Here is a 17,631-nt window from a genome sequence, read left to right on the forward strand (position 1 = left end):
GATTTGGTGGAAGAACCCATTCAAGCATTGCAGGATGCTGATCGCAACAAGGAAATTAAGGTGATCATCCTTTCCGGTGAAGGCAAATCGTTTTGCGCCGGGGGCGATCTGGATACGATGCTGCAACTAGCAGACCCTAGTGTAGTCAACCAATATATGCAAGCGGCTTCAAAACTTACAAAGGTCCTATCGGATCGCAGAAGGGGATTTGCTGACTGAGGCAACAACATTTGCCGAGATCTTGCGAAAAGGCCCGCCGTTAAGCAACAAGTTTGTAAAACAATAGAAGTAAGTAAAAGTTAACAAATAAGGAAAGCTAAAGTACCCAAGACGTTAATTGTCATCGGGTACTTTTCTGTGAGCGCTTGTATTGGGTGCTGTGTCATAATTTCGCCCTCGAAACCATCATTCATAATGAATCTATGATTTGGTTCGCTATCGAATCATACAAGGTTTCAGAGCTTTTAAGTTCAAGGCGGGCAATCCGCAATTCTTTATACCACCGTTCAAACGGTATATCATCAGTAAACCCTGCACCACCATGTATCTGAACGCCATTGTCTACAATCTTTGATGCTACCTCTGTTGCGGCTATTTTGGCCATTTCCGTTTTTAGGATCCGGTCCTTTGTGTTTGCATCTAAGCTGGTGGCTGCATCCCATAACAAGAGTCTTGCTGCCTGGAGCTCTGCTGCTGTACTGGCAAGCATCGTACGGATCGTAGCAAATTGCGATAAAGGCTTTCCTCTTGTGACGCGGATGGCCGCATATTGCTTGCTTAACTCATGTGCCCGTTTTGCGACTCCAATGCAGCGTGCCGCCATTTGTATTTGTGATTCTGTCAACCAACGCTCAATCAGTTCAATTCCTTGACCGACTTCACCGATTCGTTTAGAGTCGTCTATTTCGTAGTTTTGAAAGTCTATTTCAGAAACATGAAGCACATCGATTAATGCAGTTTCTTTGACACTTAGCTTGTCATCAGGTTCCAGCAAAAATAGAGTTGGCTTGATTTCATTATCAACCATACAATTGACAAGAACAATGCCAAACGCAGCAGTTTGAACATTCCTAACAAACGATTTTCTCCCTTGAATCACCCATGTGTTTCCATTGCGTTGTGCACTGCATTGCAACTGGTTCAAGTCGTTGCTTTCATCTGTTTCCCAGAGTGCAATATAGCATCCTTTTCCAGATTGTGCAGCTGGTCGGATATACGTTTCCAATTGCTGTGTGGAACAAGCAGTCAAGAATGACGGCAGATCTTCGCCAAAAGCTTTTCCTGCCGTTTGGTAGAATCCAAACCGGTGTTGCGCTGCTTCCTCAAATAGAACAGCTTGTTGAAACAATGTAAGCCCTGCTCCGCCAAACTCTTTCTTTGTTCCAAGCAACCAGTGTCCACGTTCTTTTGCTTTCTTTTGAAATTGTTGGATGAATTCTTGAGTAAAACCTTTTGTCTGGATTTCAATTTGTTGCTCCACAGGCAAAACTTGTTCTTTGACAAACGCTTGTATGGTTTTCCGCAACATGTTTAATTCAGGATGTATTAAAATATGTTCCATAGTGATTCCCCCATTTGTGAATGTAAGTAGTATGACACGCAGTCAAGCTTTCTGAGTTGCATCAAACATTCCAGGCAACCAGACGATTTTCAACAAGTCTTGGCACGATCGGCAGAGCTCCAACCTTTGTAACATATTCAATTGAGTCAGGATATCCTAGATTTCTAAGCAGATTCCCCGTTTCAGATGTTCGCAGTACGTTTGCGAGGTTGTCTGCACAATGTTCATAGAGCCGGAAAGCAGCCTTAGCAGAATCTGTTAATGTCCATGCGGATATATTTTCGTGTACAAGTTCTGAAATCAGATAACCGGCTCCCAAAAAATCTTCAATCGAAAATCTTCCCTGGGAACCTGAGCAGACCAGCAATATGCTGCTCGTGTCATTTGATTTTTGGAGATCCTTGGCAACGGCCTGACCATTTAAAAATGAAGCTGTATAGACGGTCTTTGCCAGCATGGATTTTCTGATTGCGACAGTTCCGTTTGTTGTTGATAAAATTATGGCCTTGTCGGCTATATCCGCGGCAAGCAAGGTTTCAGGATCTGTACCAAGAAATCCATCAAGTGTATGTCCATCTTGTTCCCCACATAGCATATACGTTTCTTCTGCTAACTCCGAAGCCAACTTTAATCCTTCTTTTTCATCAGCAACTGGAATCACTTCTTTTGCTCCATGGTGCAGAAGTGTTGCAATTGTTGATGTAGCAAGTAAGACATCAGTGACAACGGCGGTACATGTCTTGATTTGATGTGGTTGAACCGCTTCTTTTTGAGTAATTACGTGAATTTTTCGCATAACAGCCATATTAGCCCTCTTTATAATAATTCTTTGTATTTAGCTCGTATGGATAGCTCCATAAGATTGTTGACACCCATTCCTAACTTCTCGAAGCGATTGTCACTTGTCTGGCCTTGCTTCCAACGATAATAAATTTGCTGCAGAATCACAGCTACTTTATAGAAAGCAAAAGTTAGGTAGTAATCAATATTTGAAACATCTCTTCCACTTTTTTCAGCATATAGTTCGACCAAATCTCGGCGCTTTAAAAATCCGGGCAATGTTGTGATCGACGTTAAACCGGTAGCTGGTTCTCCTGCTTCCACCCAATAAGCAATAGCTGAACCAAGATCTGTAAGTGGATCACCCACAGTAGACATTTCCCAATCAAAAACACCCACTGTAATTCCAGGATTGTCGGAAGCCAGCATCAGATTGTTCAATTTAAAATCGTTATGGACGATTGTAGGTCTGGTATATTTTGGAATATTTGCGATTAACCACTGTTCGATCTCCTGAACGATTGTAATTTCATCAGTCATTGCAGCATGGTAACGTTTAATCCAGCCCAATACTTGTCGTTCCAGGTATCCATCTGGACGTGCAAGCTCCGTTAATTTTGTTTTTGTATAATTAATTTCATGCAACTGTACCAATGTTTGAATAATACTTTTCGAAATCTGTTGATAGGTTTCTTCTGTTTTCTCGTATTCCGTTGGGATGGAGTCATCCAATACCACACCTGTTTTTCGTTCCATAATATAAAAGGGACGCTCCATGATCGCCGCATCGTTGCAGAACAGATACGGTTTTGGGGCAAGTGGAAAGACAGGGTTGACGCTTTGCAAAATTTTAAATTCCCGTTCCATATCATGTGCTTTCGGTGGGATTGGTCCCAACGGTGAGCGCCGAAATACGGCCTCCCAGTCACCGATTTTTAGTAAATATGTCAAGTTGGAATACCCGGCAGAAAACTGCCTGACGCTCATTGCTTCATTCGCAAGATTTGGGATATTGGAACGAATGTGATGTTCAATCGACTTCCAGTTCAACTCTTCTCGCACCTGTATAAGTCCCTGTTCTGTCACGATTAAATCCCACCATTCTGAAATGACTTGATGATTTGCCGGGCAACGACCATGCGGTGCACTTCATCAGCACCATCATAAATACGGGCAGCCCGGGCTTCTCGATAAAATCCTTCCAACAAAGTATGGTGCGTAAGTCCGTACATTCCAAGGACCTGAATCGCTCGATCAATTACTTTTTGCAGGATGTTTGCACCATGAAATTTGATCAGTGAGATTTCTTTGCGGGCTTGGTCACCTTGATCCATTTTCCAGGCTGCATGCAATGTGAGCAGACGGGCTGCCTCGATCTCCGCTGCCGAGTCTGCAATAAAGTTTTGGATCGTTTGTGAATCTGCAAGCGTCCGGCCGGCAGTTTCCTTTTGCAACGCGTACTCAACCATAATTTCGAAGCTCCGTTTGGCAACACCGATCCAGCGCATCGCATGTGTGATACGGCCAGGGCCAAGGCGTAATTGTGCAAGTTTAAAGCCCTCTCCCCGTTTTCCTAACATACTCGATGCAGGAACTCGGCAATCCGTATAGCGAACTTCACAGTGGCCACCAACAAAATGATCGCCCATGACAGGTACCTCACGAACAATTTCAAAGCCAGGATTGTCTGCATCCACGATAAACATGCTATAGCGTTGGTGTGGAGGAGTATCTGGGTCGGTCATAGCCATCACAATGGAGAAGGCTGAACCGACAGCACCCGTGGTAAACCATTTATGTGCCTGAATTACCCAACCATCGTTGTCTTCAATTGCTCGGGCTTGCAGGAGTGTGGGATCTGAACCGGATACTTCTGGCTCTGTCATGGCAAAACACGAGCGCACATCTCCGTTTGCCAAAGGGATTAGGTATTTTTCTTTTTGTTCTGCGGTTGCGGCATGGTACAGGATCTCTGAGTTACCAGCATCCGGTGCCATGGATCCGAAGATATAGGGCGCGATGGGACTTCTTCCAATTATTTCAGATAGTAACCCTAAGGAAACAAACCCCATCCCCATGCCACCAACATCTTTCGGTAAATGACCGGCCCATAAATTTAAATCTTTTGCTTTTTGCTGCAATGGTTTCAGAATGTCGTTTGGCAAACCGCGATGTGGCACCATGTACGTTTCATTTGGATATACGAATTGGTTCATAAATTCCGTAGCTTTTACCAACATTTCTTGTTGTTCGGATGAAGGACAGAAATCAAACATGTAAATCACTCCTAAATAGATTCACGATATAAGTACGCTTCAGTCCTAATGCAATTACCATGCCAAGAGGGTCGGGAATTGGTTGTGTTGAGTTGAACAGGATCGTTTTGAATAGTATTTCCTTAGGAAATACATGTTGTATCTTTTTTGTATCCATAGGAAACAATTTTTGCGGAAAAACGCAATGACACAACGCCCCGAGATGTCGCACTGTAGAGAATGGCAGAGTGGTTGCACGTTTTGTTCGAATGAAATCTTGTCGGGTTCAAGCGGTGTATCACTGAAAAAACCAATTTATCAGAGATTTTTGACTAAAATATGCCTGAATTATGCGAAAAATGAAGCGGTTGGCATACTTGTTGCAAGAATGATAAGCCGAACACTCTTAGATGGGTGCATGAATTAAATTTAAACATGTAGGAGATGATCGAATGTCAGCAAACAATATCAGCATCTCACAAATTTTAAAAGAAGCGCCTAAAAACTGGGGACGTTGGGGAGCAGAGGATGAGCTGGGGGCAGTCAATTATTTAGACCAGATTCAAGTATTGCGAGGAATCGCATCCGTCCAAAGCGGTAGAGTGTTTACGCTGGGCTGTCCAATTGCCAGGAAAGAAGGAGACCCGGTATGGCCAGGCCGCTCCCAACCGGGACATCATATGACACAAGACCATGGAACCTACTGTTGCGGCAAGTTACAACCTCTCGGGGCAGGGCTGGAGTATGCTGACGATGTGATTTACATGGCAGTACAGGGCTCCACTCAATTTGATGCACTTGGGCATGTATGGTATGACGATCAGGTGTATAACGGATTCGATGCAAATACAACAATCGATGGCATGGAAAAATGCTCGATTATGCCAATTGCTGAGCATGGTGTGGTAGGGCGTGGCATCTTGTTGGATGTTGCCCGCTTTAAAGGGAAAAAGAATCTTGATAAGGGCGAAGAAATCACACTTGAGGATCTGCTTGCTACGGCGAAGGCACAGGGTGTAACAATTGAAAAACGAGATATTCTTTTAATTCGCACGGGCTGGTTAAGCGTTTTCTATAATCAAGGATCGTCCGCTTTTTATGAAGGCGATTTCAACGAACCGGGTCTCACATATACACCAGAACTCGTTCAATGGTTCTATGATATGGAAATCCCTGCATTCGGCACAGATACGATCGCCAATGAGCAAACCGTTTCATGCAGAACAGGCACTGCTCTTCCATTGCATGGAGCATTGTTGCGGAATCTAGGCGTATCCTTTAACGAAATCAACTGGTTGGAGGATTTGGCAGAAGATTGTGCAAATGACAATCAGTATACATTTTTATATGCGGCTGCACCTCTAAAAATTGTGCAGGGAACAGGTGCTCCGGTCAATCCAGTTGTTATTAAGTAGATTTCCTATACTTACGGTGCCGGTTTAAAAAGATTTTTGCCAAGGGAGGCACGGGCACTCCTAGACAGGCGCCTGATGCCTGAAACCAGAGTTTGTTAAGGTGTTGGATACAACCGATACTCTGTCATCCGGCACCTGGTTTCTGGCATCTGTTATTCATGAGTTGTTCGGGCCTCTCCGGTTTTAATACTCGGAAAGGGGGAAGGAGCTGCATGAAGATGATTGGTGTGATTGGTGCCGGTACGATGGGGACAGGGATTGCCCAGTTGTTTGCAATGTCTGGATATGAAGTTGTTTTTCTTGATATAAAACAGCAAGCAATTGAAACCGGAATCAATCGGATCAAAAGCAATCTAGAGCGCATGGTAAAAAAAGCTAAACTATCGGAAAATCAGGCAAATGAAATAGTGGCCAGAATTCACGGCACGACTGACTGGTCAAAACTAGCAACTGCAGATTATGTAACGGAAGCTGTACCGGAAAAGATGACATTGAAACATGAGGTATATCGTATAATAGAATCGTATTGTAGAGAAGAAATAATTTTTGCAACGAATACATCTGGTTTAAGTGTTACCGAAATTGCCTCTGTATTAAAACGTCCTGAGAGATTGATAGTAACACATTATTTTTATCCTGTTCCCATCATGAAGCTTGTCGAGCTGGTCAGAGGGGCAAAAACCAGTGACGAAACGGTTTTGACAGTTAAAAAATTGCTGACAACACTCGGAAAGAAGTGTATTGAGGTAAAGGAGTCGCCATTATTTGTTGTCAATCGACTGATCATTCCGATGATCAACGAAGCCATTTTCGTTTTGCAAGAGGGAATTTGTAAAAAAGAAGAAATTGATGAAGCGATGCTGCTCGGCGCGGATCATCCTGTTGGACCACTTGCTTTGGCTGATATTATCGGCTTGGATACGCTTCTGTATGTTATAGAAACTCTTTATACGGAAACCAACGACCCGAAATATCGCCCAGCCCCGCTGCTGCGGCAAATGGTTCGATCAGGGAACTTGGGACGAAAAACAGGAAAAGGCTTTTATGAATATGACGGAAAGCAAACGAATGATACTCAAACAAATGCCTCTCATACGAATGTTTCTCCAATAAATACGCAAGAGGTGCTAGCATGAAACCTATTTATATCCTAAATGGTGCCAGAACTCCATTTAGTGGATTTGGCGGTGCGTTAAAACATGTAACTGCGACAGAGCTGGGGACGATTGCAAGTAAAGGTGCACTCGAACGAAGCGGCGTGAAACCGGAAGAAATTGAGCACGTGTTTGTCGGAAATGTGATTGCAACCACAAAAAATTCCCCCTACCTTGCAAGGCATGTTGCATTACATGCAGGTGTGCCAATTGAAAGCCCGGCGTTGACAGTCAATCGGCTTTGCGGTTCAGGCATACAGGCAGTCGTCTCTGCTGCCCAAACCATTCTTTTGGGGGAAGCAAATGTTGTATTAGCAGCAGGTACAGAAAATATGAGCCAGTCCCCGTATGTTTTACGCAATGCTCGTTTTGGTACAGGGCTGAAAGCGCCGGAAATCGACGATATGCTCTGGGGTACTTTGACGGATGAATACATCGGCTGCGGGATGGGAATCACTGCAGAAAATTTAGCGGAACGATACGAAATAAGCCGGCAAGAGCAAGATGAGTTTGCTGTTCGTTCACAGCAACTCGCCTTACAAGCCCAACGTTCTGGTAGATTTCAGCAGGAGATTGTTCCGGTTGAGACAACCGATAAAAAGGGGAAGCCTGTAACGGTTGCAGATGATGAACACATACGGGCAGATGCAACGATTGAAAACTTAACCCGGCTGAAACCAGCATTTAAACAGAGTGGAACTGTAACTGCAGGAAATTCCAGTGGTATCAATGATGGGGCTGCAGCAGTGGTGATTGCCAATGAAGATTTTGTAAACAGCCATGCCAGTGCACCTCTGGCCAAAATTTTGTCATGGGGAATTATCGGGGTTGATCCGAACATTATGGGGATTGGTCCAGTTCCAGCATGTCGACTTGCCCTGCAACGAGCAGGCTTGTCAATGAATGACATGGATTTGGTCGAAATAAATGAAGCGTTTGCCTCCCAATATCTTGCTGTGGAAAAAGAGCTCGGATTACAGCGCGAAAAGGTCAATGTAAATGGTGGTGCTATTGCATTGGGTCATCCGGTCGGCGCGAGTGGTGCACGGATTTTGTATTCATTGGCGGTAGAGCTTAAAAGCAGGAAGCAAAAATATGGCCTCGCTTCATTATGTATAGGCGGCGGACAGGGTATTGCAATGGTCATTGAGGCAGTTTGAGTCATGCCTGATACGCACGATTCATCTACAATTCAATTCTGCCTGGTTCGATACAAATTCAGTGCCCAACGTTACTCTTTTGAAAGGGAGCTGTCATGATGAGTTCATTCTATGCAAATAAGCCTTGGTTAAAGCAATATGCAGATTATGTACCTAGTGAATTTGCAATTCCCCAGAAAAGCATGATTGATATCTTTGAGGAAGTTGCGGCAGCCCGCCCTGACGCACCAGCGATCCATTACTTCCATGATACCATTTCCTATGGGACCCTAAATGAATGGGCCGATCGATTTTCATCATTGTTGGCTGAGAATGGAGTTGGCAAAGGGGATCGTGTTGCAGTTTATACCCAAAATAATCCGCACTTTTTAATCGTTGTCTATGGCGCATGGAAACGCGGGGCAATTGTTGTTCCGTTAAACCCGATGTTCAAGGAAAAAGAACTCAAATACCACCTCAATGATTCTGCGGCCAAAGTGTTGGTTGCACTTGATTCCTTGTATGAACAATTTGGCCGATCAGTCGTTCCGAATACACAGGTGCAAGTCGTGGTAACCTGCCATGAAAGTGATTTTGTTTCAGATATCAGTGCAGTTCCAATGTTGGAAAAAACGCGCAAATTGCCGGTAACAGATACGATTGATATGATCACTACTCTCTCGGAAATACAAGTTGACGCGGTTGGGCGCGATCGGGTAGCGGTTGAGCCTGGTGATATTGCATTATTGGTATATACCTCAGGAACCACGGGGCAGCCCAAAGGAGCGATGAACCTTCACAGCAATCTGGCATTTAATGCCGAAGTGTATCAACGTTGGATGCAGTTGGAGGAGAATGATAAAGTTTTGGGGATCGCCCCGTTGTTTCACATTACCGGGATTGTGGCACATATGTGTGTGGCGCCACTTGCTGGCATACCGATTGTACTGCTGCACCGGTTTGATCCTGAAGCGGTTCTTAATTTCACAGAAAAATGGCAGCCGACGATGACGGTTGGTTCCATTACAGCATATATTGCGCTGATGAATACCCCATCCGCTGCTATCCGCAATTTCCGCTCGATGGTCAAATGCTACAGCGGGGGTGCCCCCATTCCACCAAGTATTGTAGAAAACTTCCAAAAAAAAATGGGCCCATATATTCACAATGTGTATGGTTTGACGGAGAGCAACTCGCCCTTGACTGCCGCACCATTTGGTGTAGCGGCTCCAGTAGACAAAGCAAGTGGTGCATTGTCTGTTGGGGTGCCTATCCCGAATTGCGAGGTACGAATTCTTGCACTTGAGGATCCGAACAAAGAAGCCGGTGTGGGTGAGGAAGGTCAGCTCGCTGCAAAAGGGCCGATGATTTTTGCAGGATATTGGAATAAACCTGAAGCAACTGAAAAAGCGTTTCATGATGGTTTCTTTTTGACAGGCGATGTTGCTGTCATGGATGAGAATGGTTATCTTTACATCGTCGATCGTAAAAAGGACATGATTATCGTGTCTGGCTTCAAAGTATGGCCACGTGAAGTAGAAGATGTTTTGTATCAACATCCGGCTGTGAAAGAAGCGGCGGTTGTCGGCGTACCGGATCCCTATCGGGGGGAAACGGTAAAAGCCTTTGTGTCTATCAAGGATGAGTATCTCGGTAACGTAATGGCAGAAGAGATCAAACAGTTTTGCAAGGAACGTTTAGCTGCCTACAAATATCCTCGGATGGTAGAGATTTTGGATCAAATTCCGAAAACAACATCAGGTAAATTTTTGCGACGTGAACTTCGGGATCGGACTGTCAACCAGTAAGATGTGGTGTAATGGTGTCTTAGAATCATGTAGAGTACCCGGATGAGGTGATAAACGACTTCATCCGTTTTTACTATTTGTAGCACGCGATATTTAAGTTTTATCTAGTTTTATTATAAAAAGTTTTGTGTATCAATGTCCTATTTCTCCTTAATTGCTCATTCTATCGAGCAAGTTTATGGAAGTTTACTGTGAAAGGGTGATACATAATGGAAAGATTGCCGGCACAAGTAGCTGAGCGGTTAGTATTGCCTGTGATTGCTGCCCCGATGTTTCTTGTGTCAAGTCCACAAATGGTTATGGAAGGTTGCAAAGCTGGCATTATCGGGTCAGTTCCATTATTAAATGCTCGAACTGTAGGATATTTTGGATGAGCGGATGACGCGCATTCGAAATCAATGGGAGACTATGAAAATGTACAGTCGTATGTCTTGCAGGGCGATTATCCTCATCTGGAAACATTTTAAGCCACTCTGCATTTACAACTTTTTATTATGCAATAAACAAAAAACCATATTCTAATTATAGATTCCTCTCTAACAAAATCCCCACTTGCTCTGCCATAACATGAGGTGAATAAGGCATTCCATTCTTGAACCACCATTCCACTATCCCTACGTATGAGGTCACAATAAATTGAAGAATAACATCTTCATTTAATCCGTGATTTTTTCCTTTTGTTGTATCCACTTCGTTCTTGAACTCTTCGATAAGAAACTCATTGAGCTGACTACGAAAAGAAGGTGCTCCTTTGCTTGCTAACATGGTCGGAAAAAATAAATAATTCTTTTCGAGGTATTCGAACCAGGGCAAATTGGCCTCAGTAAATTCTACGTCAGCCAACGATTCGCACATTTCCCGCATTTCATTAATATGTTCTCCAATTAATTTATCAAGCAAATCATATTTATCCACGTAATGGAGATAGATGGTCCCTCGGCTTACATTTGCCCTATCCGAAATATTCTGAATCGTTATGTCATCGAAATTTTTTTCAGACATCAGTTCGGAGAAGTAACAGTGAAGAAAAAATCCCTTTGCATAAACATTAAGCAAGGGTTTTTTTATTTACAAAATAAATAAGAGTTCCGGAAGCAGTATGCAAAAGTACTCATATTTCAACGGTATTGCTCATCCTTCTGGAACAATCATGCACAAAAAAAACGAATAATTTTATCCAAGCAGAACAATGACTTCCTAGTCATTCTCTTCTAGAATGAGACATATGGAATACTTTCTGCGGCAGCTACCAGAGAAAAAAAGGGAAAACAAGGTTGGGGGAAATGGAATTGCAAAAAGTGGAGCAAGTAAAACTGTCCTATTCAATACCTTATTGGATCAAGGTAGTAATCGTATTTTTCCTGGGATGGGTGTTTATGTATGCCGACAGGGCTATTCTGAACCCTGTTATGGGGAACATAAAATCGGAATTTGGATTGACTAACTCCCAGGTTGGACTGATCAACAGTGTATTTTTCTTGACATATGCGGCTACACAAATTCCTTTTGGGATACTCGGGGACAAATTCAGCAGAAAAATGGTGTTGGTGCCCGGATTTGTCCTGTTTGGTATCCTTACCTGGATTACCGGAACTGTGACAAGCTTAGTTGCTTTTCTGCTCGCGGCTGCGGTTGTGGGGATCGGTCAAGGTGCATATTATGGTCCTCAGTTTGCATTGTCCTCGGAAGTCATCCCCAAAAAGTACCGTTCTTTGGGTAGCGCATTGATTAACAGCGGCGGTGCTTTTGGAATTTCTTTAGGATATATTGCTTCCAGTTCCCTTACACTGGCATGGGGGTACAGCTGGCGCACTTCATTTTATTTGTTTGCGGTTCCTACGGTTTTGGTTGGACTGTTCATCTGGAAGGTGATCAAAGAGGAAAGGAAGGATTGGCCGAAAGTCCACAGACAGAAATCTTCTGCGAACACGGGGATTACCCTGGCCTCTCTTTTCAAAAACCGGAATCTGATTGTCAGTTACATTGTAGTTTTCTGTTCTTTATACGGATTTTTTGTGATTCTCACCTGGTTGCCGTATTATCTTCAAACGGAACGTGGTCTGCAAGGCAGTCAAGTCGGGTTCATATCTTCTTTGACCGCTTGGGCGGCTATTCCCGGAGCCATTCTCTTTAGTACGATCTCGGATAAACTGGGCAGAAGGAAGCCGCTTGTCTTCATATTGCTTCCTTGTGCGGCCCTCTCGATTTGTGCGATTGCTTACATTCAAGATTTTTCATTATTGATTGTATTCTTATTGTGTTACGGATTAACCGGGAAGATCGCTCTCGATCCCGTCCTGGTTGCTTTTGTGGCCGACAATGCGCCGAAACAAGGGTACAGTACGGCGTTTGGTGTCTTTAACTTCAGTGGAATGTGTTCGTCCATATTGGCACCGTATATTACCGGTTATCTTGCGGACAAAACCGGAAGCATGGCAGCAGGTTTCTATTTGGCAGCAGCCCTGCTTTTGGTAGGATGTGTTGTGATGACATTTGCACAGGAAGGGAAAAAGGCAGAGGCTGAAGCTGTATAAAGAAACGCAAAAACAGGAGGAAAAAGATGCTGTACACAGTCATTAAATCAAATTCCTATCAAGACTCTGTAAGTCTGATGCTGTTGACGAACAAGCTGTCCGGCATGGAAGGCATCAACCGGATCTCCATCATGATGGGGACTCCCGCCAACAAAGACATCTTTAAAAATACAGGGCTGTTGACCCCGGAAGTGGAAAGGGCCAATCCAAACGATATCTGTATTGTAATTGATACCGATCATGAGGAGTTGATTGCCCGAGCTGTTGGTGAAGTAGATTCTTTTCTGCAAAATCAGGCCTTGAAGACGCAGGGAGCCAATTTCTCAACGGTGCGGACTTGGGAATCGGCACTTCGAACGCTGCCCGAAGCGAATTTGGCCCTTATTTCGATACCGGGCCACTATGCCGCCAAAGAAGCGGAGAAAGCCGTCGAAAAAGGAATGAATGTATTCATTTTCAGTGACAATATAAGCCTTGAAGAGGAGTACAGACTGAAACAGAAAGCGCGGGAAAAAGGGGTCTTACTGATGGGGCCGGACTGTGGAACCGGCATTGTCAGTGGTATCCCCTTGGCCTTTGCAAATGTTATAAAATCCGGAAACATTGGAATTGTGGGTGCATCCGGAACAGGTATTCAAGAAGTTGCCACGATTATTGATCGGTTGGGTAGCGGCGTCAGTCATGCAATAGGAACGGGGGGTCGGGATCTTTCGGAACGGATCGGGGCTTCTGCAGCAATTGAAGCTTTAAAAGGATTGGCGGCGGATGGCAAAACTGAAGTGATTGTGTTGATTTCCAAACCGCCCGCTGCAAAAGTAAGAGACAAAGTGATCTCCTTTTTAAAGATGTTAGGCAAACCGGCAGTAGCTGTCTTTATCGGGGAAATCCCGAAGCAGAACCATGATAACATCGTATATGCCTGGACTTTGGAGGATGCGGCCCGAAAGGCGGTAGAATTATCAAGCTGTATGGTAAATGAATCGCCCGTTTCGGAAAGCATAGAGCCGGTTGCGGGTCTCGAATCTCTGAAAACGAATCAGGTGCAGCGGTTCATTAAAGGTTTGTATTCGGGAGGAACCCTGGGTGCGGAAGCGGCCATGCTGATTCGCAACGGATTGGGGGGAATTGACGAAAGTGAACACAAAGATGGAGTTTTGCTCAAAATAGATGGTCACGAAATTATCGATTTGGGAGATGATGTCTATACACAAGGGCGCCCCCATCCGATGATTGATCCGAGACTCCGTAATGAAATGATTCTTCAGGCGGCCAAAGATCCGGGCGTAGCCGTGATTTTGCTGGATGTAGTACTTGGGTATGGCTCACATGAAGATATGGCGGGGTCTCTTGCATCTGCCATTACAAAAGCTAACACGATTGCAGAAGAAGAAGGGAGAAAGCTGATCTTTATCGCATCGGTATGCGGAACGGCTGGAGATCCGCAAATCTATGAAGAACAAGCTGCAAAATTGGAGCATGCAGGCGTAATTGTCAAAGAGAGCAACGCCAGTGCTGCGCGTTTGGCGGCAGCAGTTGCCAAACATCTCAACAACGGGGCCGTTTCATCTGTCGAAGAGGCTGACGCGGCAGATTTCGTAAAGAACTTATTGAAGACCAAGCCTATAGTGATCAATATTGGATTGCGCCACTTTGCAGACACGATTCAGAGGTATGGCGGGCAGGTTGTTCAGTATGACTGGGCTCCCGCTGCCGGCGGCAATCAAAAGCTGGCCGGTCTATTGGCCAAACTCAAATAAATACGGGGTGATACAGATGTTTCAATCAATCGATGAGGCAAATCGTGCTGTAGTATCGAAAATTTTGGAGGCTCAACCCTTCCTGGTGGATGTTGTACCCGCCAAGTTGGTCATTCCTGAACTGAACGGCAAAGTGCTTTTGCATGCCGGGCCGCCGATTGTGTGGGAAGATATGACAGGGCCCATGCAGGGTGCGTGTATCGGGGCGGCGCTCTTTGAAGGCTGGGCCAAGGATGAAACGGAAGCGAAGGATTTGCTGGATAATGGCGGAGTGAAGTTTATTCCGTGTCATCAGATGAATGCTGTGGGTCCGATGGGAGGGATTACCTCAGGGAATATGCCGGTAATGGTGGTTGTCAATAAGACTGAGGACAACAAGGCATATTGCACGATGAATGAAGGGATTGGCAAAGTCTTGCGTTTTGGAGCCTACAATTCCGAGGTGATCGAAAGATTGACATGGATGCGCGATGTTCTTGGACCTAGTATCTCCAAAGCTTTGAAGTTTACTCAAGAAGGCATTAACCTGAATGTGATAATCGCCAAAGCTATTACGATGGGTGACGAGTTCCATCAGCGGAATATTGCCGGCTCGATGCTGTTGATGAAGGAACTGACCCCATACCTGCTGCGGGCGGCTATTCCAGCTGATGATTTGGAAAAAGTGATCAAGTTTTTGGCGGACACCGATCAATTCTTTCTTAACGTTATGATGGCAGCATGTAAAGCTTCTATGGACGCAGCCCGAACCATTCAGGAAGGAAGCGTTGTAACTGCAATGTCCCGGAATGGAAAGGAATTTGGAATCCGTGTCAGCGGATTGGGGGACCAATGGTTTACGGCTCCTGTTAATACGCCGCAGGGATTGTTCTTTACAGGGTATGCGCAAGAGGATGCGAATCCGGATATTGGGGACAGCGCAATCACGGAAGCTTATGGAGTTGGCGGGATGGCGATGGTTGCCGCGCCTGGCGTGACACGATTCCTGGGGGCCGGCGGCTTTGACAACGCACTTTCGATAAGCGAGGAAATGAAGGAGATCTGTGTGGGTTCAAACCCGAATTTGCCGATTCCCACCTGGAATTTCCAAGGGGCATGTGTTGGGATTGACATTAGAAAAGTGCTTGAAACAGGGATTACCCCAATCATCAATACCGGTATTGCACATAAGCAAGCGGGTATCGGACAAATCGGCGCGGGAACGGTACGCGCTCCGTTGGAATGCTTTGAAAAAGCTCTGATCGCCTTGGCTGAAAAAATGGGGGTTGAGGCATAAGGGGCCCGGGACATGAAAGTAATCGGCTATAATCCCGCCGTAATGGCAGTCATGAATGAAGTTCCGCGGGAAGGTATTGTTCACAGCAAATTTGCCAGCAGCGTGAATTTGCAATTTGGCGAGAGACTTGTAAATTTGGCAAACGAAGAGCACGGAAAGCTTCCGTTCGGGGTTCTGGTAAACGAAAAGGAACTGCCGCTTTTGATTCATGCAATTTCTCTTGGAGATTTCGTGTATTGGAATCCGCTAACTGAGGAACTTTCTTTCCGTCTGTCGGGACATGTCCTGGAATTTAAAGAAGGAAACCGCTTTGCGCAAAAGCCAAGAGTCACAACTTTCGACCTGGACAGGATCAAAAGGAATACCGGGAAATTGATCAACTTGCTGGTCGATGAAAACAGAAGCAACGGTTTCGGAGGAAGCATGGAAGATACAATCCTGGCGATTTTCGGAAATTTTGCCCGGAATTCCTCCTGTGATTCTTTTCCTCCAAGCTCTTCATTTGCGGAATCAATACAACAATTAAAACTTGCGTTTGTCAGCAGAAACAACAATTTAATGCAAGAAATTCTCAGATTTTTTATTGGACGGGGACCGGGATTAACTCCCAGCGGAGATGATCTGTTAATTGGTTTTTTGGTGGCGCTGGTCTATGGCCGGAAGGATACCGATTGGTTCATTTCCTGCATGGAAGAGTTGATCTTCTCTTCGGGCCGGTTGCTCACCACCCGGGTCAGTGAAGAATACCTTTATTATGCTGCCAGAAAACAATTCGGTTCCCACATCCTTGAGCTTTGTGATGCAATCTTTTTCGAGCGCTTTGATGATGTAGACCTTGCATTGCAGAAAGCATTGAAGGTGGGTCATACTTCCGGAATGGATACAATTATCGGGATATTATCTGGTCTTAGTTTGATATTGGGAGCGGATATGAAGTGAAAAAGAAAACGGTCTTGGCTGCCCTTGGCGGCAATGCAATCCTGCAGCCCAAGCAGGCGGCGACTTTTGAAAATCAAATGAAGAATGTGATTGAAAGCTGCAAATTTTTGGCAGATTTGGTTGCGAAGGGATACCGTCTGGTAATCACTCATGGCAACGGACCTCAAGTGGGGAATATTTTGCGGCAAAACGAAGAAGCGAAAGATGTTATTCCGCCTATGTCTTTGGATGTATGCAGCGCGGAAAGCCAAGGATTTATCGGCTATATGATCCAGCAGGCGCTGCGTAATGAATTGGAAAAAATCGGTCTGGAGATCCCTGTTGCAAGCCTCGTGACCCGAGTGGAAGTCTCAATTGACGATGCTGCTTTTCATGATCCGAGTAAACCGATTGGGGGATTCTATACAGAACAAGAAGCGGCGAAACTGATGATCGAGAAAAATTGGCTCGTAAAGCCGGATGCCAACCGGGGGTGGCGGAGAGTGGTTCCGTCCCCAAAGCCGGTTCGAATTCTGGAATCGGATTCAATCATGAAATTACTGGATAACGGGCACATCGTCATCGCCTGCGGCGGTGGCGGAATCCCTGTTGTAAAGGATAAGGATGGAGACGGTGTTTACCGCGGGGTTGAAGCTGTCATCGATAAGGATCTCAGCGGGTGTAAACTTGCGGAACAAATAGGCGCTGACTTGTTCGTTATTCTAACGGATGTGGAGCATGTATTTATCAACTACGGCAAAGAGAACCAAATGGCCCTGCAGTCGGTCAGTGTTGGCCAGTTGGCGGAATATGTCCAACAGGGGCAGTTCAGCAAAGGGAGTATGGGACCGAAGATTGAAGCGGCAATTTCCTTTGCTAAAACAGGCGGAAAATCAATTATCTGCGCTTTGGAAAAAGCGGCATTTGCTTTGCAGGGGAAAAGCGGAACGGTTGTTCACTCTGGACTCGCCGCAAACCACCAGCCAGATGTCAACAAAGGCAAACTGATTGTTTAATCTTGTATAATCTCAACG

General features: G+C 45.0%; 16 protein-coding genes. 11 read left to right on the forward strand and 5 right to left on the reverse strand.

What is annotated here, in order from left to right:
- Positions 1–6: 6 nt before the first annotated feature.
- Complete coding sequence (locus tag LSG31_RS09460) at positions 7–219, forward strand: enoyl-CoA hydratase/isomerase family protein (RefSeq protein ID WP_347439025.1); 213 nt, start codon at positions 7–9, stop codon at positions 217–219.
- Between the two features lie 190 nt (positions 220–409).
- Here LSG31_RS09460 and LSG31_RS09465 read toward each other — a convergent pair whose 3' ends face one another.
- From LSG31_RS09465 to LSG31_RS09480, 4 genes are all read right to left on the reverse strand, one after another.
- Positions 410–1,561, reverse strand: a complete 1,152-nt coding sequence (locus LSG31_RS09465) for an acyl-CoA dehydrogenase family protein (RefSeq protein ID WP_347439026.1) — start codon at positions 1,559–1,561, stop codon at positions 410–412.
- Positions 1,562–1,622: 61 nt separating this feature from the next.
- Positions 1,623–2,366, reverse strand: a complete 744-nt coding sequence (locus tag LSG31_RS09470; protein WP_347439027.1) for a 2-phosphosulfolactate phosphatase — start codon at positions 2,364–2,366, stop codon at positions 1,623–1,625.
- 11 nt (positions 2,367–2,377) lie between these two features.
- The gene (locus LSG31_RS09475; RefSeq protein ID WP_347439028.1) at positions 2,378–3,427 is read right to left on the reverse strand and encodes a phosphotransferase family protein; all 1,050 of its coding nucleotides are present in this window, start codon (positions 3,425–3,427) and stop codon (positions 2,378–2,380) included.
- Between the two features lie 2 nt (positions 3,428–3,429).
- A complete protein-coding gene (locus LSG31_RS09480) occupies positions 3,430–4,617 on the reverse strand; it encodes an acyl-CoA dehydrogenase family protein (RefSeq protein ID WP_347439029.1) in 1,188 nt (395 codons plus the stop codon).
- A 431-nt stretch (positions 4,618–5,048) separates the two neighbouring features.
- Here LSG31_RS09480 and LSG31_RS09485 point away from each other — a divergent pair, with 431 nt between their 5' ends.
- The 5 genes from LSG31_RS09485 to LSG31_RS09505 all read left to right on the forward strand — a co-directional run bounded on the left by LSG31_RS09485 (position 5,049) and on the right by LSG31_RS09505 (position 10,486).
- Positions 5,049–6,011: a cyclase family protein gene (locus tag LSG31_RS09485; protein ID WP_347439030.1), complete on the forward strand. Its 963-nt coding sequence runs from the start codon at positions 5,049–5,051 to the stop codon at positions 6,009–6,011.
- Between the two features lie 212 nt (positions 6,012–6,223).
- Positions 6,224–7,147 (forward strand): 3-hydroxyacyl-CoA dehydrogenase family protein, encoded by a 924-nt coding sequence (locus LSG31_RS09490; protein WP_347439031.1) that lies wholly within the window; start codon positions 6,224–6,226, stop codon positions 7,145–7,147.
- The gene (locus tag LSG31_RS09495) at positions 7,144–8,325 is read left to right on the forward strand and encodes an acetyl-CoA C-acetyltransferase (RefSeq protein ID WP_347439032.1); all 1,182 of its coding nucleotides are present in this window, start codon (positions 7,144–7,146) and stop codon (positions 8,323–8,325) included. The genes LSG31_RS09490 and LSG31_RS09495 overlap by 4 nt, the downstream gene beginning before the upstream one ends.
- A gap of 98 nt (positions 8,326–8,423) precedes the next feature.
- Entirely contained in the window at positions 8,424–10,112 is a 1,689-nt protein-coding gene (locus tag LSG31_RS09500; RefSeq protein WP_347439033.1) for an AMP-binding protein, read from the forward strand.
- Between the two features lie 209 nt (positions 10,113–10,321).
- Positions 10,322–10,486, forward strand: a complete 165-nt coding sequence (locus tag LSG31_RS09505; protein WP_347439034.1) for a hypothetical protein — start codon at positions 10,322–10,324, stop codon at positions 10,484–10,486.
- A 148-nt stretch (positions 10,487–10,634) separates the two neighbouring features.
- Here the strand turns inward: LSG31_RS09505 and LSG31_RS09510 are convergent, their stop codons facing one another.
- Complete coding sequence (locus LSG31_RS09510) at positions 10,635–11,180, reverse strand: TetR/AcrR family transcriptional regulator (protein WP_347439478.1); 546 nt, start codon at positions 11,178–11,180, stop codon at positions 10,635–10,637.
- Positions 11,181–11,395: 215 nt separating this feature from the next.
- Between LSG31_RS09510 and LSG31_RS09515 the strand changes: the two genes are divergently transcribed.
- Genes LSG31_RS09515 through arcC form a run of 5 tightly spaced genes read left to right on the forward strand, consistent with a single transcriptional unit; the run spans position 11,396 to position 17,613 of the window.
- Entirely contained in the window at positions 11,396–12,646 is a 1,251-nt protein-coding gene (locus LSG31_RS09515; protein WP_347439035.1) for an MFS transporter, read from the forward strand.
- A gap of 26 nt (positions 12,647–12,672) precedes the next feature.
- Positions 12,673–14,403 (forward strand): acyl-CoA synthetase FdrA, encoded by a 1,731-nt coding sequence (fdrA, locus tag LSG31_RS09520; protein WP_347439036.1) that lies wholly within the window; start codon positions 12,673–12,675, stop codon positions 14,401–14,403.
- 16 nt (positions 14,404–14,419) lie between these two features.
- Positions 14,420–15,679 (forward strand): YlbE family protein, encoded by a 1,260-nt coding sequence (locus LSG31_RS09525; RefSeq protein ID WP_347439037.1) that lies wholly within the window; start codon positions 14,420–14,422, stop codon positions 15,677–15,679.
- A 12-nt stretch (positions 15,680–15,691) separates the two neighbouring features.
- Positions 15,692–16,618, forward strand: a complete 927-nt coding sequence (locus LSG31_RS09530; RefSeq protein ID WP_347439038.1) for an oxamate carbamoyltransferase subunit AllH family protein — start codon at positions 15,692–15,694, stop codon at positions 16,616–16,618.
- Entirely contained in the window at positions 16,615–17,613 is a 999-nt protein-coding gene (arcC, locus tag LSG31_RS09535; RefSeq protein ID WP_347439039.1) for a carbamate kinase, read from the forward strand. The genes LSG31_RS09530 and arcC overlap by 4 nt, the downstream gene beginning before the upstream one ends.
- Positions 17,614–17,631: the final 18 nt, after the last annotated feature.

The organism is Fodinisporobacter ferrooxydans, from assembly GCF_022818495.1.
Classification (GTDB): domain Bacteria; phylum Bacillota; class Bacilli; order Tumebacillales; family MYW30-H2; genus Fodinisporobacter; species Fodinisporobacter ferrooxydans.